Source organism: Streptomyces sp. JJ36 (genome assembly GCF_021696945.1).
GTDB lineage: Bacteria > Actinomycetota > Actinomycetes > Streptomycetales > Streptomycetaceae > Streptomyces.
In genome coordinates, this window is sequence record NZ_JACYHE010000071.1 from 13,465 (window position 1) to 32,731 (window position 19,267).

The window sequence follows — 19,267 nt, forward strand, 5'->3', positions numbered from 1 at the left end:
GTAGCCATGACCGCCGACGTACGCAACCTTGAAGACACCCTCGGGCGCTGAACGCGGGCCGAGGGACGGTCCCTGTGCCCCCGCCAGGTTGCAAGTGGAGAGGGCACAGGGGTGAGTGGAGTCACGGCTCCCACACGGGTCTCCTGAGGGCTCAGGAGACCCGTGGCCGCTCAAAGCAAGTCCTCGAAGTGGCGGCGTACCCAGAGCCATGCGCCCTTGAGTGCCAGCCAGCACAGAACCCGCGTCACGACCTTGCGGAACCGCGGTTTCCCGTCTTGCTGCGGGGATTCCACTCTCATCACCTCCCTCCCGGGTCGATCGACACCGCGGTAACCGACCGAACGGGCACGTTGACGGAAGGTGATAGGGGGAAGCTTACCGGTCGTCACGAGAAGCGAAGGCCCGTCTGCCGTCCGAGTGAAGAGGACATGCGCTCCCGGCCCCGAGAATCAGGGCAACTCCTCATGAACAACCACCCGATCGAGTGATTGCAGGCAAAGGAGTTGCGCGGGGGAGAACCCGTTGTTCTCCCCGCGCAGTTCCTCAATCCGTCGATCGCCGGACATCCTGATCGTCACGCGATCCCGTGGCGCTCGGGTCCCAGATCAGCCCGTCTACCTGTTCCGCGATGCCACTGCGCACGGTGTCGACCATGTGCTGGTACCGCGCCGCCATGGAGGTGGACGACCACCCCATGAGGCCCATGACGGCCCGCTCCGGCACGCCGAGGATGAGCAGCACCGTCGCGGCGGTGTGGCGAGCGTCGTGGAGGCGACCGTCACGGACCCCAGCGTCCCGCAGCAGCTCCTTCCACTCGTCGTAGTCGACCCGCGGAGACGTGCCCCGCCCGATGGTCGTAGCGAACACCCAGCCCTCGTCGTGCCAGCGCTCCCCCGCCTCCCGGCGCTCGGCCTCCTGGGCTGTCCTGTGGGCTCTCAGAAGGTCCGCGAGCTGAGGAGGCAGCCCCACGGCGCGCCTGCCCGCGCGAGACTTCGTGTCGGCCGTCTCCGGGTTGGTGCGGCGCCGCTGGGGGCAGTAACCCGCCTTCCGCCCGCACGTGTCCCCGCAGCCGTGTGCGTACTGCGGCCGGCGGCGGCTGCGGCGCACCCACAACACGCCGTTGTCGAGATCCACGTCCGGCCACTTCAGCCCGAGAGCTTCGCCCTGCCGCAGCCCCAGAGCCAGGGCCACGGCCCAGCGGGCAGCGTTCCGGCGCTTCTGCGCAGCGCGCAGAATCCGGCGTACCTCCTCCACCGTGTAGGGTTCGATCTCTTCTTCCGAGACGCGCGGCGCCTTGGCGAGTCGCACCGGGTTTCGCCCGAGATGACCGCGACGCACGGCCTCGTTCAGCGCCGTGCGGAAGGTGCGGTGCACCTGGTGAGCGGTGGCGGGCTTGCTTCCGTCCGCCTGCATCTTGGCGTAGAAGCGCTCGATGTGCTCCGGCGTGAGCCGGTCCAATCGATGTGCCCCGAGGCCGGGAATCAGGTGCTTTCGCACAGCTACTCCATAGCCCACCATCGTGTTCTCGTTGACGGCGAGGGGCGCGATGTTCTCGATCCAGTGGGTAAGCCAGCGCGCGACCGTCCAGGGCCGCCCCGGCTTCCGCACTGCCTTGGCGTCCCGCTGCTTCTCCAGCTCCCGTACCGCGGCCGTGACCTCTGCACGGGTCTTTCGCTGGACATGGCGCCGGTCGGGCTTGCCGTCGTCCCGGGCTCCGACCGTCACCCGCCCGTGCCATTTCCCGTCCTTGCCGTAGTAGATCGAGGAACGGCCGTTCGGCTGGCGGGTGCGCTTCTTCTCTTCTCCCATGGGTTCCTCTCAGGCAGCCTGAACGGTCGCGCGCTGGGCCGCCCGGAGCCGGGCGACGTACTCCGTGATGGCTTCGGCGGGGACCCTCCGGAGCCGCCCGACCATCACGGATTCGAGTTCTCCGGAGCCGATGAGCCGGAAGCAGTACGTCCGGCCGATACCGAGACGGCGGGCTGCCTCTTCCACCGTGAGAAGGGCCAGCGTGGGGTCGACGGCGGTGTCTGCTCCGGGCTGGTTCACATCGCTCCTTTCGCCGGGATACGTCGGCCGTGACAGGGCACGGCGGCGGGTGTCACACCCGCTCGTGCAGGTCAGCGCTTGTGCTGCGAGGGAGTGACAGGTGTGACAGCTCATGCCTCCCCCTCGGTGTCGCGCTCACCGGGGATCACATAGCCGCCGCCGTTTCGGATCAGCTGCACGTCACTGGCCATACGTGAGCAGGTCTGCCGCACGAGCCCGGGCTCCAGCCCGGTCGCGGCGGCGATGTCCTTGGGCCGCGCGCCGGGGTTGGCCCGGACATGGCGAAGGATGGCAGCGCGGGTGTCTCCCACGGTGTGATCGGTGGCCGGACCGTCGAGGAGTTGCCAGGCGCCGGCTGCGGAGTGGAACTGGAGCGCGTATTCGGCTTCGTCCACATCGCGGCCGGTGACATGCAGGACGCCGTCGGCCTTTCCGCGGGAGCGCTTCAGAACGAGCGTGGCGTCCGCGGCGCCGGCGAGTCCGTTGGTGCCCGAGACCTCGGACAGGAAGTCGTCCGAGCCCGCTTTGCGCACGTGGTGCACGAGCACCACGGCGATGCCGTAGTGATCCGCGATCCGCTTCGCGTGCCCGACCGCGGCGTAGTCCGCGTCGTAGGCAGAGGCACCCGGGGCGGAGGGGCCGCGCATCTTGGCGAACACGTCGATGACGACCATGCGGGCGCCCGGGTTCCGCTCGATCCACTGGGCGATGGCCTCGTTGCCACCCTGCGGTAGCGGTGGGCACTGCGTGGCCAAGGTGAGCGCGGGCGGAGCGCTCTGGCCGCCGAGGATCTTGCCCATGCGGTGCTGAAGGCGGCGCGGGGTGTCCTCCAACGCGAGGTAGAGCACCGGGCCGCCCTCGACCGGTACGGAGTCCAGGGCCCGGCTGCCGGCGGCCACCGACAGCGCCAGTCCGAGGCTCATCCAGGACTTGCCGACCTTCGGCGGGCCGCACAGCAGGTTGACGCCCTCGGAGAGCACGCCGGGGACCGCCCAGCGGGGTTCAGGGAAGTCGGTGGCCATGAGTTCGGCGGCCGTCCACGCCGTTCGCGTCCGCTCCCGGGAGCCGTGGTCCGCGGGCGCTGGGGCGGGCTTGTCGCCTACTGCGTACAGGTGTTGCGGGCTGAGCGGGTCGGGCGCGTTCACGCGGCCACCTCCCGGGGACGGCGGGCGCCGGCCCGCATGCCGGAGGCGATGGTGCGACGGACTTCCCGCTCGTTCTGGCCGCCCTGTACGGCGGCGGCCGTGAGCCAGTCGGCCACCTCGCTGCCCAGGGCGCGTCCGGCGACGAGCTGGCCGAGCGCGACGGAGGCCCGGTACAGGGCCGTGTTGCGCTGCCCTTCGCGGGCGCGGGTGACGCGCTCCAGCTCGGCCCGGACGGCGGCGCGCACGTACCGGGTGCGGCGGTCGCTGGCAGCGAGGGGCACGGTGATCGGCTGCTGCGGCGGCAGCGGCGCCGGGGCCAGCAGCTCACCAAGCCATGCGGGCAGCGGCGCGGGCGGGGCGTCGTGCACCACGGTGTACGTACGGCCGTCCGCGACACGGCTTCCGGCGGCAACGACATAGCCGCCGCCCGCGCGGGTGTCGATCTTCCAACCGAGCCGCCCGGCGGTGTTACGCAGATCCGTCCCGGCCGGGGCGGTGAAGTACAGGTGCGCGCCACCGCCGGCGGTGCGGACGGTGTAGGTGTCGTGCGGATAGGGCTGGCCGTGCCGCTCCGCGAGCGCGGCGAGCACGTCAGCTCCGGCTGTGATGCCCGGCAGGCGCCATTCGGCCGGCGCGGCTTCACCGGGCTTGGGGGTGTCCAGGTCGACCACGACCAAGGCGCTCGGACCGGTAGCGATGCCGACGTTGTGGTCCCCGACAGCCCAGCAGCGGGCGATGCGGTCGGGGTCGGTGGTCGCGCGCTGCTCCCACGCCTTGACGGCTGGGCGCTTGCCGCCGGGGGCGAGGGGGAAGACGTGCCAGCCGCGTTCTGCGGCGGCCAGTGCCGCACGGTACAGCGCTGAGGGGGTGGGATGGGGCATCCTGTATGCCTCCTGTTCTGTCGAGAGACGGGCAGGGAGACCGGCGGCGACGGGCATTCCTGGCAGGGAGGGCCGTCGCCGCCGGGCGTAGCTAGGCGCTCTGCGCCTGTTCGGTGTCGCCGGGACCGGCCACCGGCAGGGCGATCACCTCTGCGAGGGCTTCCGGTGCGGGCAGCGGCTCGCCAGGGCCGCCCGGCGGGGGCTGCTCTGCCGGGGCCGAGCGGAAGGCGGCGGCCGCCGCGGCATCCTGGCGGCTGGCCCACAGGTGGCCGGCCAGGCAGACGGGTCCGAGGATCGCGGCTGGCGCGGCGAGTGCAGACAGGGCGATCAGCTCAGCGTTCATGGTTGCTCCGGACGAGTGTCAGGAGTTCGGGCAGGCTGCCACCGAGAGAGGAAAGCCGTTTCTCGATGGCGTGCCAGGACTGCGGGTCGATGGCCATCAGCCCGGCGACAGCGGCGCCCCGGTCGCCGCGCCTGAGCGCGGCGAGGGCTTCGCGGAGTTCGCCGGCGGCCATCAGTGTGATGTGGTCGGTCATGTGTGCCTCACAGGTTGCTGACGGCGGCGATCAGGTCGGCGGTGATCTGGTTGATGGGCCCGGCCGCGCCGGTGGAGGCGAGGAAGAACCCGAAGCCCGTCGCGACGAACGCCGACCCGGGGTCGACGGCGCGGAACTTCAGCAGCAGGGCGAGGACGACGGCGAAGAGGAACGCGAGAGAGACGGTCACGGCCACGGCAGTGGCCTCCTTCCGGTGAGTGCGGGTGTCAGGCGGTGCCGTTGCGGTGGAGGCGGGCGGCGCGGTTGTAGAGCCAGCGGCCGGCGCGGATGCGCTTCCCGCGGCCTTTGCAGCGGCGGCAGGTCTTGCCGCGCTTGGGCCGGCCGCGCCGGTCGGTCTCCAGCGCGAAGCCGAGTCCGTTGCAGCGGCGGCAGGCGCCGAACGGCGATGCTGCACACACACTGGCGTAACCGAACGTGACGAAGAGGAGAACCGCTATAGCGGCCAGGACAGGGGTCATGAAGGTGCCTCCGGAGCCGGTTTCGGGGTGTGCTCGGGTAGGGCCGCTAGGGACTAGTCACCTGATCAGGCGGTATGCGGGTCGCTAGCGGGGCCGCTAGACCTAGCGGGTGTGGGTGCTAGGCCTAGCGGCGATCCGCACTCAGGCCGCGTCGCTGTTTCCGTCACGCTCTGCGACGGCCTTGGTGATGTCGGCGCGCTTGATACCGCGCCGGTTGGCACCCTTGCCGTCCTCGGTGGTGCCCCAGACTTGCCCGGTCTTGACGCCGTACGGCTTGAGCGCGGCCGTCAGCTGCTCACCGGTCCACTCGCGGTAGACCTCCGGCCGCAGCTCGGCCAGCCGTCCCACGACCGTCTCGGACCACACCTTGGGCTCGTCGGCGCTGGTGACGGCGAGGATGTCGGCCAGCAGGTCGAACCCGGCTCCCTTGCTGACCTGCGGTTCTTCGCCCAGGGCGTGTCCGGCGAGGGTGCCGGCCACCTCGCGCTGCTTTCGGGCGCGGGCGGCAATGGCGTCGGCGGCCGGCGCGTCGACGAACACGGACTGCACGATGCGGGCGTCCGCACCCTCACCCACGAAGTAGTGGATGCCCTTGTCGGCCCAGGAGAACATCGTGGCCCGCACACCCCGCTTGTAGGCGCTCGTGCCCAGCACCATGTCGTTCTCCAGCTGCCCCATCACCTTCAGGCAGAACCGCGCGGACGCGTTCGCGGAGATCCCGGTGGGCAGCGCCTTGGCGTCCGGCCGCTGCGTGGCCAGCACCAGCACGATCCCGGTCGCCGGGCCGCGCTTGACCAGGTCGGTGCAGATCTCCTCGAACTCCTTGCCGTGCTTGTCGTGCTCGAACCAGACCTGGCACTCATCCACCCCGACCACGATCGGGTGCAGCCGAAGCGACGCCCTCGACGCAAGCTGGGAAGTCACCTTCGACTCCGGGCAGACATCGCGCGGCAGGGACCGGATCACCTTGGTGCGGCGGCGCAGCTCCTCCCGCAGTTCCCGCATGTCCGCCAGCGCGTACTGGATGTCCTCCTCTTCGTCTCCGGCGCGGTGACGGTAGCTGACGGCGTTGCCCACCGGGTCGAGGTCGCCGGTGCCTTTCAGGTCGTAGGTGTGCAGCTCAGCCCGGTGGTCCAGGGCCGCGATGAGCAGCAGCAGCCGCAGGAGGAAGGTCTTGCCCATCCGGGGGATCGCGCCGATGACAGCCGCGATGTACATCAGCGTGATCTCCACCCACCGGCCGCGCGGGTCGGTGCCGAACGCCACCGGCTTGAACAGATCCACCGACCCGGCCTTGGCCAGCGGCCATGCGGGCTGACGAGCCTTGGACATGTCCTCATCCCCGACCCACAGCACCAGACGCCCGGTGTGCTCCTCCGCCACCGCCTCAGGCCACACGCAGCCCAGCGGCCGGCGCAGGCCGGACGCGAGCTTCTCCCGACGGTCGATCACGTCCGTGACGGTCACGCCGTAGGGCAGATCGCCCTCCGCACGCCAGCCACGGCCGTCGCGGGCGATCGGGGCCGTGAACTTGAACCCGTCGCCGCCCTTGGACTGCGCCTGGTTGATCGCCGGAATCCCGAGCGCACCGAGAGCGCGCAGCACGATGTCCGAGGTGAGTTTGGGAGCCTTGCCGGTCTCCACCGCCCGGTGGATGACCGGGGCGTCGGCCGGCGCCCCCAGCCACCCCATCGCCAGCGTCACCGACGCGCCTGCCAGGGCGAGCAGCCACGTCGGGGCCAGCACGTACATCGCCAGCGCGGAGCTGAGGCCGACGACCCCGGAGACGATCGCGACCAGGGTCCGCCACTTCACCCGACGGTCCCGCTGCCGGGAAAGCGTCATGTACTCGGTGACGTTCTCCCGACGCGCCGCCGCGAGACGGAGCGGGTCGCCCTCGCGGTCGGCCACCCACCGCATCGCCCCGCCGATGAACTTCGCGACCCCGCGCGGCGACTGAGCGGCCAGCCGCAGCCCGTACCACGGCAGGCGTACACCGTGGTAGGCGGTGACGTGGCCGACGTGCCCGGACAGCCACCGCACCGCCTTGCGGAACTCCGCACCCGACCGCGCCCACGCCGGAAGCACAGCCCGACGCTTCCCCCGCATCCGGTCGCCCAGCGAGTCGCCCGACGACCCGCCCGGCGAGTCGACCAACACCCGGGCCGACGGGTCACCCGACTCGCCACCCGACGCAGCAGTGTCGGCGTCGGCCGACGCGCCACCCGACGCGTCGACCGCGCTGCGGGCCGACCGAGCCTTGCCCAAGTCGACCACCCCACCGCCCGACGCGCCGGGCGAGGAGTCAGGCGATCCGTCGGCGGCCATCTCGGCTTCCAGCCGGTGGAACAGTTCCTTCTCGTTGCGCTCGTCATCTGCGTGATTCACTGAGCTTCCTTCCTTGATTGCGAGGGAGAGAAGGGGCCCGGCCGCTGTCTTGGCGGATCGTCGGCCGGGCCCTGTGAGAATCCCTTGGTCAGCTACGGGACTGAAGAGACGCTGCGGGCGACTTTCGGAATCGCCCGACCGGGAGTCGTACGCTGCGTACGACCGGAACGGCCGGTAAGGCGTCGAGTCGCACGTACCGGGCGGCTCGACCTTCAGATGGCATGGCCCGTCGGGTAAGCGCACCCGACGCACACACCCAGGGATTTGGGGATGCAGTAGGGCAGCACAGTGCGACAGTCGGGGCAGGTGCGTCGGGCCGTCATCGCGGCGGTCAGCGACCGACGCTTGCCCGGTGTCATCGACCGCACAGGTTGAGCCCGGTCGATGCGGTAGAGGTAGGCGACCAGCGGTGGCCTGTCCCGCCGGCGGGGCCGCATGAGCTGAGCGGCAACCTCCTGGCCGCCCGGCCGCAGCCCCAGCGCCCGCAGCTGGCGCCGCGTCGCCAACCCATCAGGGGCGAGCCGCCATGGGTAGGTGGGGATGCCGTGGTGGGCGCCGGTCGGGTCGTAGCACTCACCTGATGCCGTCGGCATCAGCCCTCACCGGCCCCCGACACAGCCGCCAGGCGCGGCCGGTCCCCAGACTGCTGCGCGCTGCCTTCCTGGCGCTCAGCGCGGAGCGTGTCCCGCATATGCCGGGCCTGCTCCTGCCCACAGCCCAGCGCCCGCCGCAGCGGCTCCGCCTTCAGCGCCTCCGAGGGCCATTCGGCGCTGATCGCGCGGGCTTGGGTCAGCAGTTCCTCCCGCGACCGGCGCGGAGCCGCCGCCTTCCTCTTGCTGCTCTGCCGCTTCGGCCGCGGCTTCGCTTCCGCGCGGGCCGCCGGTGGCTTCGGCGCCTTGGGGCGGGCCACGAGCGGCAGCAGCTCCACGCCGGCCGGGACCACCTCCGGCAACTCCGGCCGAGGCGCGGCCGACCGCTCGGGGGCAGGGCCCCGCTCCTCGGACTGGGCCTGCGGTACCGCGTTGTCGGGGGCGAGGTCACCCAGCTTGAGCAGCACGCGTTCCCGGCGCGGGGTGCGCCGACGCCACAGCCGCCCGTACTGCTGCCGAAGGTCCGCGCGGGCCAGCTGGCGCTCCTTCTCCCGCGCAAGGGCATCGCGGTAGCTGGTGGTCTCCCACAGCACCATCCGCCGCCACAAGGCGAAGGTCGACAGAGGGGCGAGCAGCCAGCGAGAGCGGCGGATGCGCTCCATCCGGGCCCCTGTCGCCTTCCCGATCCGCACGGCGTAGACGTGCGCGGCGATCTCGGAGAGCACCACCCACAGCAGCGGCATCGTGCCGTGCGCGACCTTTGCCGACAGGGAGTTGCCGGTGGCGACGTTCAGCCAGCACGTCACCGCCGTGAGGGCCCAGGGAACGAACCGCACCCACGCGAGCGGCATGCCCATGCGGATCAGCAGCAGGTTGGCCACGGTGAACACCGGAATCGCGATGTCGATCCCGACCGGCAGCAGCTCCGGCATGCCGAAGCCCCACCGCTCGCCCGCCTTGGCCACCGTGTCGAACGACGCGGCCAGCCCGATAGCACCGACCCCGCCGCCGAAGACCACCGCCCCGGCCAGCAGGCCCTTCTCGCCACGGCTCAGCGGCGGCACCCCCGCAGGCCCGGCCGCGGCCGGGGCCGCCGGTTTGATGAGGTCCACGGTCACCGCCGGCCACCTCCCTCCGGGGCCGTCGTGTGGGCACCGGAACGGCCCTCACGCCGGCCGTTGACCGTGCGACGCACCGGAGGGTGATCATGAGCGACCTGCCAGCCGCCCCCGTTGCGCTTGGCTCCGTACATGGCCTCATCGGCCAGCCGCAGCAGCCGCGAGAGGTCCGCCGGCGCCTGGTCCTCGTGCCAGACGGCACCGAGGGAAGCCCCGAAGGTGAGGTCGCGTCCGTCGACTCGCAGCGGCGTGCACAGCGCATCGTGCAAGCCACCCAGCAGCCAGCGCAGCGCCACCGGATCGGCCGTCGGTACCGCGGCGGCGAACTCATCCCCACCGAGCCGGGCCACGATGCCGCCGCGCCCCTCGGCCTCGATGGCGTCGGCCAGCGTGCCTCCGGCCGCACGGATCGCCGTATCTCCGGCGGCGTGGCCGTAGGTGTCGTTGACATGCTTGAAGCCGTCCAGGTCGACCACGACCACCGCGCAGGGGCCGCCGCGCAGCAGCCGACGGGCACGCTTCTCGAAGAGCGCCCGGGTGTGCAGCCCGGTCAGAGGGTCGCGCCGGGCCCGGTCCAGACGGCGGCCCATCCACACCGTGTGCAGGGTCCAGCCGGTCACCAGCGGTGCCGCCGTAGCGGCAGCCGGGAGCAGGGCGCTCATGCCACGGCCCTCCGTCCTGCCGTGCGGCTGTCGGCGGGGCCCCGGCGGGTGAGCGGGATGACGTTCAGCAGCTCCGGGGCGCCGGCTTCGAGGGCGCGGACGGCCGTGCGGGTGACGCGGTCGATCAGCTCGGGGTCGTCCGCGAGGATGTCGCGGGCCGCGTCCAGCCGGGCCGCGCGCTCCTCCTCTGTCTCGTTCTCCTCGCCGAGCCACAGCTCCAGCGGCGTGCCGGCGCCCATGGACAGTTCGACGAGGTCCGCATCGCTGACGGCCACGTGGCCGCCGATGAAGTCCTTCATGGTCACTCCTGATCGGGTGATCGGGGCAAGGGAGCGGCCGGGACGATGGGCATTCCTGGCAGGGAGGGCCGTCGCCCCGGCCGGGACGGGCAAGTCAGCGGCGTCCGCTGCCGCCGCAGCCGCCACAAGGGCGGGTGTACTGGCGGCTCACACCGCCGGCGGTGTCGTTCACCACCTGGCGGCCGGTGCCGCCGCAGCTTCCGCAGGGCTGACCCTCATAGCGGGTGATGAACGGCGGAAGGTGAGTACGATCGGGCACGACCACTCCTTGGGATAGAAGGTGCTGGTCACGGCCCCGCCGGTGCGCCATCACCGCGGGGCCGCCTTGATCCGTGAGCAGAGCCGACCGCTCGTATACGCGCACGAGCGGCCATGACCCCCGACGGCCCAGGTCATGGGGCTGCCGAGGATCAAGAACACTCGTTTGCTTCGCACACCCTGTTGAGTTCTCAAGCAACGGACGGCGGGACGTATCCAGCCGCATAGCGAGGCACCGCACGACGTGCGCCGGGCGACGACTGGTGCGTGGGACTAGCTTGCACTAGCGCGCACTGGTGCGCAACCTTCCTGCGTCAGTACGTGCCAGTGCGCGCTAATGGATACTTGGAGGCATGACGTATGCGGCGAGCGATCCCCGGCCGAAGCCGATGCAGGTTGCCGACACGATGCGGGAGCGCATCGAACGTGGCGCATACCCAAGCGGCAAGCTGCCGACGAGTAGAGAGCTCGCGAAGGAATTTGGGTTCGCGGGGCAGACCGTCCGCGATGGGCTCAGTATCCTTGTCAGCGAAGGACTGATCTTTTCAGCGGGCAACCGCGGATACTTCATCGCGGACGAAACCGAGGAGCAGAATACACCTAAGCAAGATGTCGGCGAAGAAATCAACGAACTACGCTCCCAAATTCATGCGCTGACCGAACGAGTCGCAGCATTGGAAAAGCAACGGGACCAGGGTGGTGCGTGATCTGGAAACACCTTGCAACAGGCTCCGACCGCTATGTAAGTGACAGCACTCGGACAAAAACAGGGGACACGGGACGACAGATGTCCCCAACTGTCCCCTTGCCTGTCCCCCGACAGGTCGCGACAGACTCACCACAGGCACGCCCGAGGAGGGATCGGATGAGCGAGGACAGGCCGGACTGGGCGCGGCGCATCGCAGCAGAGCGGCAGGCGCGCGACATGTCACAGCTCCAAGCCGTGCGAGCGATGCGGGCGCACGCTGCCGAGGAGCTGCCGAGCGACGACAGCATGGTGAGGCAGTGGAAGCGGTGGGAAGCCGGACAGACACCGGGCGACTTCTACAAGCCCCTGATTGCTGCCGTGTTCGGCACGGTCACTCACGCTCTCTTCCCCGCTCCCGCACGGCGGGACGGCAACGCGGAAATCATCACCGCGAGCGGCATGGAAACGACGGAAATCCTCGGGCGACTCAGCCGCTCGGACGTCGATGAGGCGACACTGAATGCACTTCGCGTTACCGCCGACCGGCTGTGCTCAGAGTATCCGTACATGCCGAGCGAACAGCTTCTCATCGAGGGCCGACAATGGCTCCGTCGAGTGGTAGAACTGCGCAAAAAGAGCCTCACACTGGCGCAGCACCGCGAAATTCTGGCACTGTCCGGTTGGCTCGCTCTGCTCGTCGGCTGCGTCGAATACGACTCCGGCGACCGCTACGGGGCGGAGGCCACGCGACGCGCAGCACTGTCCATCGCTACGGAATCGGACATCGCAGAGGTGGCGGGCTGGGCGCACGAGATGCGGGCATGGTTCTCGCTCACGACCGGCGACTACCGGGGTGTCATCGCCGCCGCTCAGGCAGGGGCCGAGGTGGCTCCGCACCACGGTGTGGCAGTGCAGCTCGCGGGGCAGGAAGCGAAGGCGTGGGCGCGCCTGGGGGACCGCCGGCAAGTCGAGGTGGCACTGGACAAGGGACGGCGGCTGTTGGAAGGCATGCCGCACCCCGAGAACTTGGACAACCACTTCGTGGTGGACCCGGCGAAGTTCGACTTCTACGCAATGGACTGCTACCGACTCGTCGGTGAAGACCGGCTTGCTCGCACGCTGGCTGACGAGGTGCTTCGCGTCGGCACGGACTTCGATGGCACCGAGCGCCTGCCGATGCGCAACGCAGAGGCTCGGGTGACGCTGGGAGTCACCGCCGCCCGGGAAGGCGATCTAGAGCAAGCCCTGACCCTGGGCGAACGAGCCTTGCAGGGCGACCGGCGGTCGCTCCCCTCCCTTCTCATGACCAGCCGGGAGCTGGCCGCTGAGGTGCGCAACCGGTACGGCTCCGAATCGTCCGCCCAGGAGTACCTGTCTCACCTCCGCGACCTTGGCCGCGAGAAGCCCGGCTTCCTCCCGTAGGCGGTCCGCCTACGGGCACCTCGCCGAGACCCGCTCACATGACCTGGTGTTGTCCCTGCTGCGGCTGGTCGAGTTGCTGTTCACGCATCCTCTGATCCGCACGCAATCCTTCGACAGTAGTAGCGAACGACTCAAGGTTCGCTTTCTCATCAGAGTGATTGTACGGCGCAATTCCCAAATCAAGAGCCGTGGCTTGCTGCTCGATACTGTCGGCAGTCTGCTGGAGATTGAATGCGCGTTCACGGGGCTTGAAGTATCCAGCAGCCGCCGTGATCACCGTGACTGTGAAACTAAGACCGATCAGTACACCTTTCCCCGGCTGAGGTGGATCGTACCAAGCCGTGACCCCAGAAATGGCAGCAGAGCAAACAAACAGCAGCCACTGCATGAAAAGATGCTGTCTCCGGTAATGTCGAGACTCCTTGCGCAGCCGGGCTATCTCTCCGGGGATACGTTCTTTATAGGAGGATTGCCTATCCGGCGCGGGAGGGGTCCGCCGCCGAGCCTCAAGAATCCGCTCCTCTTCAGCCAGCTCCAAGTCGAGCTTGAGCTTCCTTACGGCGGTCCTACAATCTTCCCAGGGGGAGCTGGTGCTGAACTCAAGGGCACATTGCAGAATAGTGACAGCCACGAAAAAGAATACAACAGCAGCCAGCGCTCCATTAAGGTGAGTGGGCATATCCCTGCCCCGCCAAACGAAGACTTTAATGCTCACCCATGCGCCCACCGCGAGGAACGCAAGAATCGGAGCCGCCCAAAGCCCGAAAACTTGCAAACGTCGATTCTTGATCCGCTTCTGAAGATCCGCGACTGCGCGGCGGTGCTCAATCATCGCGTTGGTTGTCGCATCGCTGGGCACACTTCGCCCTAACATTACCTAAATCCCCCTAAGCGCAGATTCAGACCAGCCGGTATCCTACCGGTCGCTACTTGTACTCGGACTGGAGTTCTCCGATAAGTAGCGGCTGATCGTTCACGGCGAGTACCTGGGGCGACGGCCGGGGTTGGGGTGCACCTCATCCCACCCGCGTAGTAGGGAGGTGCGTCCACACCCCGGGCACGTGCAGCAGTCCCATCGGCGGCTGTGGGCTGCAACATCCGGGGGGTGTCACACCTGTCGCAGCGTCACTGCGAACCCCCAGCCTGCGGAGACAGCCGTTACACGGAGCCCCCTGCTGTTGCAGCCCGTCTGGCGAAGCCAGACAGAGAAGGTCGCAGCCGCCGGAGGCGGCTTCCGCTCAGGGCTCTCAGCGCGTCTCAGTTCCCGTCTCGTTCATCGCCGTACTGGACCGTTCACGACGGTTCGCTGGGCGGCCGCGTACCGCCTCTGAGCACTGCGGCGTACCGTTCTGAACCGTGGCGTACAACGCTCTGACCAGCGCGAACAGACCTCGAAAGCGAGTGAGGGGCAACCCTCCGTGGGTTCAAATCCCACCGCTACCGCTGTCGCACGGAGGGGCGGCCCCGGCACCGGGGCCGCCCCTCCGTCATGCCGCGGCGTGGCCGCCGCGGTCGCCCGTCCCCCGCCCCCGTCTCGGTCGCCGTCCCGCCTCTGTGTCCGTCCCCGCCTCTGTGTCCGTCCCCGCTCGGTCGCCGTCCGGGCTCGCCGTGCGCTTCGCGCTCCGGGACGCCGTGCGGGTCGCCCGCTTCAGGTCACCGGGTTCTCGATCAGCGTGATCCGGTTGCCGTCCGGGTCGTGGAGGGCGGCGAACCGGACGTTCTGCGCCCCGGACTGCACCTCCCCCGCCGTGAGGCCGCGCCCGGCCAGCTCCGCCAACGCGCCGTCCAGGTCGGTCACCTCGAGGTTGAGCAGGGTCGAACCCGCCTGCTCGGGTGCCTGGAAGACCTGGACCCAGCCGGTCTCGGTGAGGTGCCAGTCCGCCAGGCCCGGCATGGGCCTGCGGTCGGCCGGCCTGCCGAAGAGCCGCTCGTACCAGGCCGCCGAGCGGTCGATCTCGCCCACCGGGGCGATCGCGAAGACGCGCGTCGGAGTCATGGGACACCGTTCCTTCCTGCTGCGCCGTGGTCGTGTCGGCACGGGTGCCGACCCGTGCCGCACGGGAAACTCATCGGCTCCGGGCCGCCCTCGCGACGGCTGCGGGAGGCTGAGGGGCCGGAGGTGCGGCGCCCTCAGCCGAGGCTGTTGAGGGCGCCGGCGAAGCCGATCACCAGTTCGTTGACGGTGTCGGCCGCGGCGGTGTCCGCGAGGTAGAAGCCGAACACCGTGGCGATGACGGCGGCCCACACGCCGAGGACGCGCTGCTTGAGGAGCAGGGCGAGCAGGAAACCGGCGAGCAGGACGACGGAGACGGTCAAGGTCATGGCTGCTACTTCCCTTCCGTGTGCGGTCGCGTCGGCATGGGCCCCGGCGGTGCCGGCCGGGAGACCGCTGGCGACCAGCGTCCCGAGGGAAGGCCGCCCGGCGGCGTCGGCAGGGCCGCTGGAGGCGGCAGCGTCGCCCGCAAGGTCCAAGCGGGGGCGCACTCCTGGCGCCGCGCGCCCGGAGCGCGCTCGGGCGCAGGGGCGACCGGTGCCGGCCCGCTCCGCCGCACCCGGAGGGCGAGGCCCCCGCACCGGGCGCCTCGCACGGAGAGGACGACCGCACCGGGCGCGCCTAGCATGGAGACGTAGACATCCGCCCATCGAGGGAGGGGCGCGATGAGCACCCATCTCGAGCCGTCCGGGGCGGCCCTCGACGAGAGCAAGGTCGAGGAGTTCGCCGGCAAACTGATCGACATGTATGCGGGCGGCTGCGTCACGCTGATGATCGACCTGGCCCACCGCAACGGTCTCTTCGACGTCCTCGCCGCCGGCTCCGGCACCAGCGCGGAGCTCGCCGCGCGCGCCGGGCTCCAGGAGCGGTACGTACGCGAGTGCCTGGGCGCGCTGGTCACCAGCGGCATCGTGGAGTACACGGCGGAGAAGAGCAGCTACTCCCTGCCCCCGGAGCACGCCGCCTGCCTCACCGGCGAGGGCTCGCTGAACATGGCGCCGTACGCACAGACCACCACGCTGCTCGCGCACCATGTGAGCGGGGTGGACCGCGCCTTCCGGGAGGGCGGCGGGGTGCCGTACGACGACTTCCGGCCGGAGTTCACCGAGGTCATGGACGCCCTCTCCCGCGGGGTGTTCGACGGCCAGCTCCTCACCGGCATCCTGCCGCTGGCCGAGGGGCTGACGGGGCTGCTCGCCAAGGGCGTACGCGCCGCCGACCTCGGCTGCGGCACCGGGCACGCGGTGAACCTGATGGCCCGCGCCTACCCGGACTCGTCGTTCACCGGCTACGACCTGGCGGCGGACGCGCTGGAGAAGGCCCGGGCGGAGGCGGCCGCGTACGGGGCGACCAACGCCGCCTTCGAGGTGCTGGACGTCGCCGAGCTGCCCGCCGACCCGCCGTTCGACGTGCTCTTCGCCTTCGACACCGTGCACGACCAGGCGCGCCCGCAGGCCGTGCTGGACCGGGCCGCGGCGGCGCTGGCCCCCGGCGGGATGTTCGTCATGCTCGACACCAAGGCCTCCAGCCGGCTGGAGCGGAACATCGGCAACCCCATGGCGCCCTGGCTCTACGCGGTCAGCACGCTGCACTGCATGACCGTCTCGCTGGCCGCGGGCGGCGCCGGGCTCGGCACCGTGTGGGGCGAGGAGCTGGCGCTGAGCATGCTGGACGCGGCGGGGTTCACGGACGTCGAGGTGCACGAGGTGCCGGACGACCCGATGGACAGCCTGTACGTGGCCCGCACGCCCGGCTGACCCGCCCGCCCCGGGCCCGGCGGGCCCGGGGCCCGGCGCCCGCAGGTGACCGGTGCGCCGCAGGCGCCCGCACCCGCGGCCCGGCGGGCGACCGGTGCCCGCACGGACAGATCACTCTTCGTGAGGCTCTGGTTAGACTCACCCGACCACAGGGGCGACGGGCGCAGCCGGGAGGCAGGTCGAGGTGGACATCAAGAAGGTCGCGACGTACGTGGTGAGCGTCTTCATCCTGTACACGATCATCACCTCGCCGCACCGGGCGGCCGAACTCGTCGGGGTCGGCTTCGAGGGGATCTCCAGCGCCGCGAAGGGCGTCGGGGAGTTCATGACCGCTCTGGTCGGCTGAGACCGCCCGTAGGCCGTAGGGCCCGCCGCGCACCGCCCGTACGCCCCCTGAAGCGCCCGCCTCGTGCCGCAGCGCGCCCCCGTGCGCCCCTCCGCCCGCGGCAGCCGCACCACGCTCACCCGCCCGGCCCTCGACGCCCCGCCGCCGGCCCCCTGTCACGCGGACGAGGTGTCCCGTGCCGCCACCTGCCCCCACCTGCGCGCGCGCCGGGGCAACTGGCCCAACTCGCCACCAACACGGAGCGATACGGTGCTTGCACAGCGTGCACATGTCTTGTGATGCTATGACCGCTTTTTGCCGGATGTGCGCCGTGAAGGAGTGGTGGCGGAGTGGACGGGTCCCGGACCCTCCCCCAGACGTCGTCCGGGGACTCCGGGGAGGAGGAATCCCCCCGAAGCAGGAGCGCGGCCGCCCGCGCACTGACCCAGGTGCTCTTCGAGCAGCTCTCCGGACTGGAAGCGGGCAGCCCGGAGCACAACCGGGTACGGGACGCGCTCATCGAGGCCAATCTGCCGCTCGTCCGCTATGTCGCCGCCCGTTTCCGCAGCCGCAACGAACCGATGGAGGACGTCGTCCAGGTCGGCACGATCGGACTGATCAACGCCATCGACCGCTTCGACGCGGACCGCGGCGTGCAGTTCCCCACCTTCGCGATGCCCACGATCGTCGGCGAGATCCGGCGGTACTTCCGGGACAACGTACGGACGGTGCATGTGCCGCGCCGACTGCACGAGATGTGGGTGCAGGTGAGCGGCGCCACGGAGGACCTGACCGTGCTGCACGGCAGATCGCCGACCACCGCCGAGATCGCCGAGCGACTGAACGTCTCCGAGGAGGACGTGCTCGCCTGCATCGAGGCGGGCCGCTCCTACCGCGCCACCTCCCTGGAGGCCGCCCAGGAACGCGAGGACGGCCCGCCCGGACTGCTGGACCGCCTCGGCTACGAGGACCCCGAACTGGACGGCGTGGAGCACCGCGACCTCGTACGGCACCTGCTCGTCCAACTCCCCGAGCGGGAGCAGCGGATCCTGCTGCTCCGGTACTACCGGAACCTGACGCAGTCGCAGATCAGCGCGGAGCTGGGAGTGTCGCAGATGCACGTCTCCCGGCTGCTTTCGCGTAGTTTCGCCCGTCTGCGAGCCGCAAACCGGATCGAAGCGTAACCTCCACGGGGGACGGCGTTCCCGTACCGGAGGCCCCTGAGCGGCAAACTTTTGTCGACATGGCGCTACGTCGTGTTGCTGACTTGTGACATTCTGCGAGAAGTGCGTTTGCTGTGGCGGCGACCGAAGGTATGCAAGGGGAGGTGCTTCCCTCACCCGAGGGCGCCGCCGCGATCCGTCCGCGACCTCAAGGGGGTGGCATGTCCGTAGAACTGGGCAGCTCGAAGGTGCTCACCGAGATCCCGACCGCCGACGCACCACGCGAGGTTCCCGCAGTCCCCGGCGACCCCGTGGACTCCGTGGACCCGGTGCACCCCGTGGAGGCCCCGGACGCCCCGGACTCCGTGCACCTCCCGGACGCCGGGCAGTTCACGGCCCGCGCCGACGGCGACACCATCGACACCCGCACCCTCTCCCGCTCCCTGTTCCTGCGGCTGGCCGCCCTGGACGTGGACAGCCCCGAGCGGACGTACGTCCGCGACACCCTCATCGAGCTCAACCTCCCCCTGGTGCGCTACGCGGCCGCGCGCTTCCGCAGCCGCAACGAGCCCATGGAGGACATCGTCCAGGTCGGCACCATCGGCCTGATCAAGGCGATCGACCGCTTCGACTGCGAACGCGGCGTGGAGTTCCCGACGTTCGCCATGCCGACGGTCGTGGGCGAGATCAAGCGCTTCTTCCGCGACACCTCCTGGTCCGTGCGCGTCCCGCGCCGGCTGCAGGAGCTGCGGCTCGCGCTGACCAAGGCGAGCGACGAGCTCTCCCAGACCCTCGACCGGTCGCCGACCGTGCCCGAACTCGCCGCCTGTCTCGGGGTGTCCGAGGAGGACGTGGTCGACGGCCTCGCCGTCGGCAACGCCTACACCGCCTCCTCGCTGGACTCCCCGGCCCTGGAGGAGGACGGCGGCGAGGGCTCCCTGGCGGACCGCCTCGGCTACGAGGACAGCGCCCTCGAGGGCGTCGAGTACCGCGAGTCGCTCAAGCCGCTGCTGGCCAGACTTCCCGCCCGGGAGAGGCAGATCATCATGCTGCGCTTCTTCGGCAACATGACGCAGTCCCAGATCGGCGAGGAGGTCGGCATCTCCCAGATGCACGTCTCCCGCCTGCTGACCCGCACCCTCGCCCAGCTCCGGGAGGGGCTGATCTCCGAGGAGTGACGGGGCCGGGTATCCGAGAGTGACGGGGCCCGGTCGGCGGGCGGGACGTACCGCACAGCAGGACGCCGACGTCCCCGCCTTCCTGCTCGACGACCTCCCCCGCGCTCGTGCGCCCGTCCCCGCGCCCGTCGCGCCACCGGCCGCCGCGACGGGCGCACGGCTGCGGGAGCGCTCGGGACGGCGGGCCTGTGCGCCTGCGAGCAGCGCGAGCAGCGCCCACGCTGAGGAGAGGGCGAGGCCGGGCGGGCGTCCCACGCGAGTGCCGTGGCGACGGTCACTGCTTGGCGGGCTACGAGGGGAGGGGTGCCTTGCTGGGGCGCGCTCATGCTGCGGGCG

General features: G+C 70.4%; 23 protein-coding genes and 1 tRNA gene. 7 read left to right on the forward strand and 17 right to left on the reverse strand.

All coding sequences use genetic code 11. From position 1 onward, the window contains the following. Positions 1-543 precede the first annotated feature (543 nt). From HOY81_RS21850 to HOY81_RS21915, 14 genes are all read right to left on the reverse strand, one after another. Positions 544-1,809 carry a site-specific integrase gene (locus HOY81_RS21850; protein ID WP_237322201.1) on the reverse strand — a complete coding sequence of 422 codons (1,266 nt, stop codon included), beginning with the start codon at positions 1,807-1,809 and terminating at the stop codon, positions 544-546. Between the two features lie 9 nt (positions 1,810-1,818). Continuing rightward, a complete protein-coding gene (locus HOY81_RS21855; protein ID WP_237322202.1) occupies positions 1,819-2,049 on the reverse strand; it encodes an excisionase family DNA-binding protein in 231 nt (76 codons plus the stop codon). 110 nt (positions 2,050-2,159) lie between these two features. After that, positions 2,160-3,194: an AAA family ATPase gene (locus HOY81_RS21860; RefSeq protein WP_237322203.1), complete on the reverse strand. Its 1,035-nt coding sequence runs from the start codon at positions 3,192-3,194 to the stop codon at positions 2,160-2,162. Next, positions 3,191-4,075: a bifunctional DNA primase/polymerase gene (locus tag HOY81_RS21865; protein WP_237322204.1), complete on the reverse strand. Its 885-nt coding sequence runs from the start codon at positions 4,073-4,075 to the stop codon at positions 3,191-3,193. Before HOY81_RS21865 ends, HOY81_RS21860 begins: the two co-directional genes overlap by 4 nt. Positions 4,076-4,166: 91 nt before the next feature. Continuing rightward, the gene (locus HOY81_RS21870) at positions 4,167-4,418 is read right to left on the reverse strand and encodes a hypothetical protein (RefSeq protein WP_237322205.1); all 252 of its coding nucleotides are present in this window, start codon (positions 4,416-4,418) and stop codon (positions 4,167-4,169) included. Beyond that, positions 4,408-4,611: a hypothetical protein gene (locus tag HOY81_RS21875; RefSeq protein ID WP_237322206.1), complete on the reverse strand. Its 204-nt coding sequence runs from the start codon at positions 4,609-4,611 to the stop codon at positions 4,408-4,410. Before HOY81_RS21875 ends, HOY81_RS21870 begins: the two co-directional genes overlap by 11 nt. Before the next feature lie 7 nt (positions 4,612-4,618). Beyond that, positions 4,619-4,807 (reverse strand): hypothetical protein, encoded by a 189-nt coding sequence (locus HOY81_RS21880; RefSeq protein ID WP_237322207.1) that lies wholly within the window; start codon positions 4,805-4,807, stop codon positions 4,619-4,621. Between the two features lie 31 nt (positions 4,808-4,838). Next, entirely contained in the window at positions 4,839-5,090 is a 252-nt protein-coding gene (locus tag HOY81_RS21885) for a hypothetical protein (protein WP_237322208.1), read from the reverse strand. 141 nt (positions 5,091-5,231) lie between these two features. After that, on the reverse strand, positions 5,232-7,418 hold the full coding sequence (locus tag HOY81_RS21890) for a cell division protein FtsK (protein ID WP_237322224.1): 2,187 nt from the start codon (positions 7,416-7,418) through the stop codon (positions 5,232-5,234). A gap of 272 nt (positions 7,419-7,690) precedes the next feature. After that, complete coding sequence (locus HOY81_RS21895) at positions 7,691-8,071, reverse strand: RRQRL motif-containing zinc-binding protein (RefSeq protein WP_237322209.1); 381 nt, start codon at positions 8,069-8,071, stop codon at positions 7,691-7,693. Next, positions 8,071-9,186 (reverse strand): DUF2637 domain-containing protein, encoded by a 1,116-nt coding sequence (locus HOY81_RS21900; RefSeq protein WP_237322210.1) that lies wholly within the window; start codon positions 9,184-9,186, stop codon positions 8,071-8,073. Before HOY81_RS21900 ends, HOY81_RS21895 begins: the two co-directional genes overlap by 1 nt. Then, positions 9,183-9,848, reverse strand: coding sequence for a GGDEF domain-containing protein (locus tag HOY81_RS21905; protein WP_237322211.1), 666 nt, complete (start codon positions 9,846-9,848; stop codon positions 9,183-9,185). The genes HOY81_RS21900 and HOY81_RS21905 overlap by 4 nt, the downstream gene beginning before the upstream one ends. Then, complete coding sequence (locus HOY81_RS21910) at positions 9,845-10,147, reverse strand: hypothetical protein (RefSeq protein WP_237322212.1); 303 nt, start codon at positions 10,145-10,147, stop codon at positions 9,845-9,847. Before HOY81_RS21910 ends, HOY81_RS21905 begins: the two co-directional genes overlap by 4 nt. Before the next feature lie 94 nt (positions 10,148-10,241). Continuing rightward, positions 10,242-10,406, reverse strand: a complete 165-nt coding sequence (locus HOY81_RS21915; RefSeq protein ID WP_237322213.1) for a hypothetical protein — start codon at positions 10,404-10,406, stop codon at positions 10,242-10,244. Between the two features lie 352 nt (positions 10,407-10,758). On the opposite strand from HOY81_RS21915, the gene HOY81_RS21920 reads away from it, so the two are divergent. Then, positions 10,759-11,112 (forward strand): winged helix-turn-helix domain-containing protein, encoded by a 354-nt coding sequence (locus HOY81_RS21920; protein ID WP_237322214.1) that lies wholly within the window; start codon positions 10,759-10,761, stop codon positions 11,110-11,112. A 158-nt stretch (positions 11,113-11,270) separates the two neighbouring features. Beyond that, positions 11,271-12,515: an XRE family transcriptional regulator gene (locus HOY81_RS21925; protein ID WP_237322215.1), complete on the forward strand. Its 1,245-nt coding sequence runs from the start codon at positions 11,271-11,273 to the stop codon at positions 12,513-12,515. A 34-nt stretch (positions 12,516-12,549) separates the two neighbouring features. Here HOY81_RS21925 and HOY81_RS21930 read toward each other — a convergent pair whose 3' ends face one another. Further along, positions 12,550-13,347 (reverse strand): SLATT domain-containing protein, encoded by a 798-nt coding sequence (locus HOY81_RS21930; protein ID WP_237322216.1) that lies wholly within the window; start codon positions 13,345-13,347, stop codon positions 12,550-12,552. Between the two features lie 524 nt (positions 13,348-13,871). Here HOY81_RS21930 and HOY81_RS21935 point away from each other — a divergent pair. Next, positions 13,872-13,958, forward strand: a tRNA-Ser gene (locus HOY81_RS21935). A 205-nt stretch (positions 13,959-14,163) separates the two neighbouring features. Here the strand turns inward: HOY81_RS21935 and HOY81_RS21940 are convergent. After that, the gene (locus HOY81_RS21940; RefSeq protein WP_237322217.1) at positions 14,164-14,511 is read right to left on the reverse strand and encodes a VOC family protein; all 348 of its coding nucleotides are present in this window, start codon (positions 14,509-14,511) and stop codon (positions 14,164-14,166) included. A gap of 134 nt (positions 14,512-14,645) precedes the next feature. Beyond that, positions 14,646-14,837 (reverse strand): hypothetical protein, encoded by a 192-nt coding sequence (locus tag HOY81_RS21945; protein ID WP_237322218.1) that lies wholly within the window; start codon positions 14,835-14,837, stop codon positions 14,646-14,648. A gap of 336 nt (positions 14,838-15,173) precedes the next feature. Between HOY81_RS21945 and HOY81_RS21950 the strand changes: the two genes are divergently transcribed. The 4 genes from HOY81_RS21950 (at position 15,174) to HOY81_RS21965 (ending at position 18,931) form a co-directional block, all read left to right on the forward strand. Then, complete coding sequence (locus HOY81_RS21950; protein WP_237322219.1) at positions 15,174-16,265, forward strand: trans-aconitate 2-methyltransferase; 1,092 nt, start codon at positions 15,174-15,176, stop codon at positions 16,263-16,265. A 184-nt stretch (positions 16,266-16,449) separates the two neighbouring features. Then, a complete protein-coding gene (locus HOY81_RS21955) occupies positions 16,450-16,611 on the forward strand; it encodes a hypothetical protein (protein ID WP_237322220.1) in 162 nt (53 codons plus the stop codon). Positions 16,612-16,940: 329 nt separating this feature from the next. Continuing rightward, positions 16,941-17,774, forward strand: a complete 834-nt coding sequence (locus HOY81_RS21960) for an RNA polymerase sigma factor SigF (protein WP_237322221.1) — start codon at positions 16,941-16,943, stop codon at positions 17,772-17,774. A 200-nt stretch (positions 17,775-17,974) separates the two neighbouring features. Beyond that, entirely contained in the window at positions 17,975-18,931 is a 957-nt protein-coding gene (locus tag HOY81_RS21965) for an RNA polymerase sigma factor SigF (RefSeq protein WP_237322222.1), read from the forward strand. Positions 18,932-19,267: the final 336 nt, after the last annotated feature.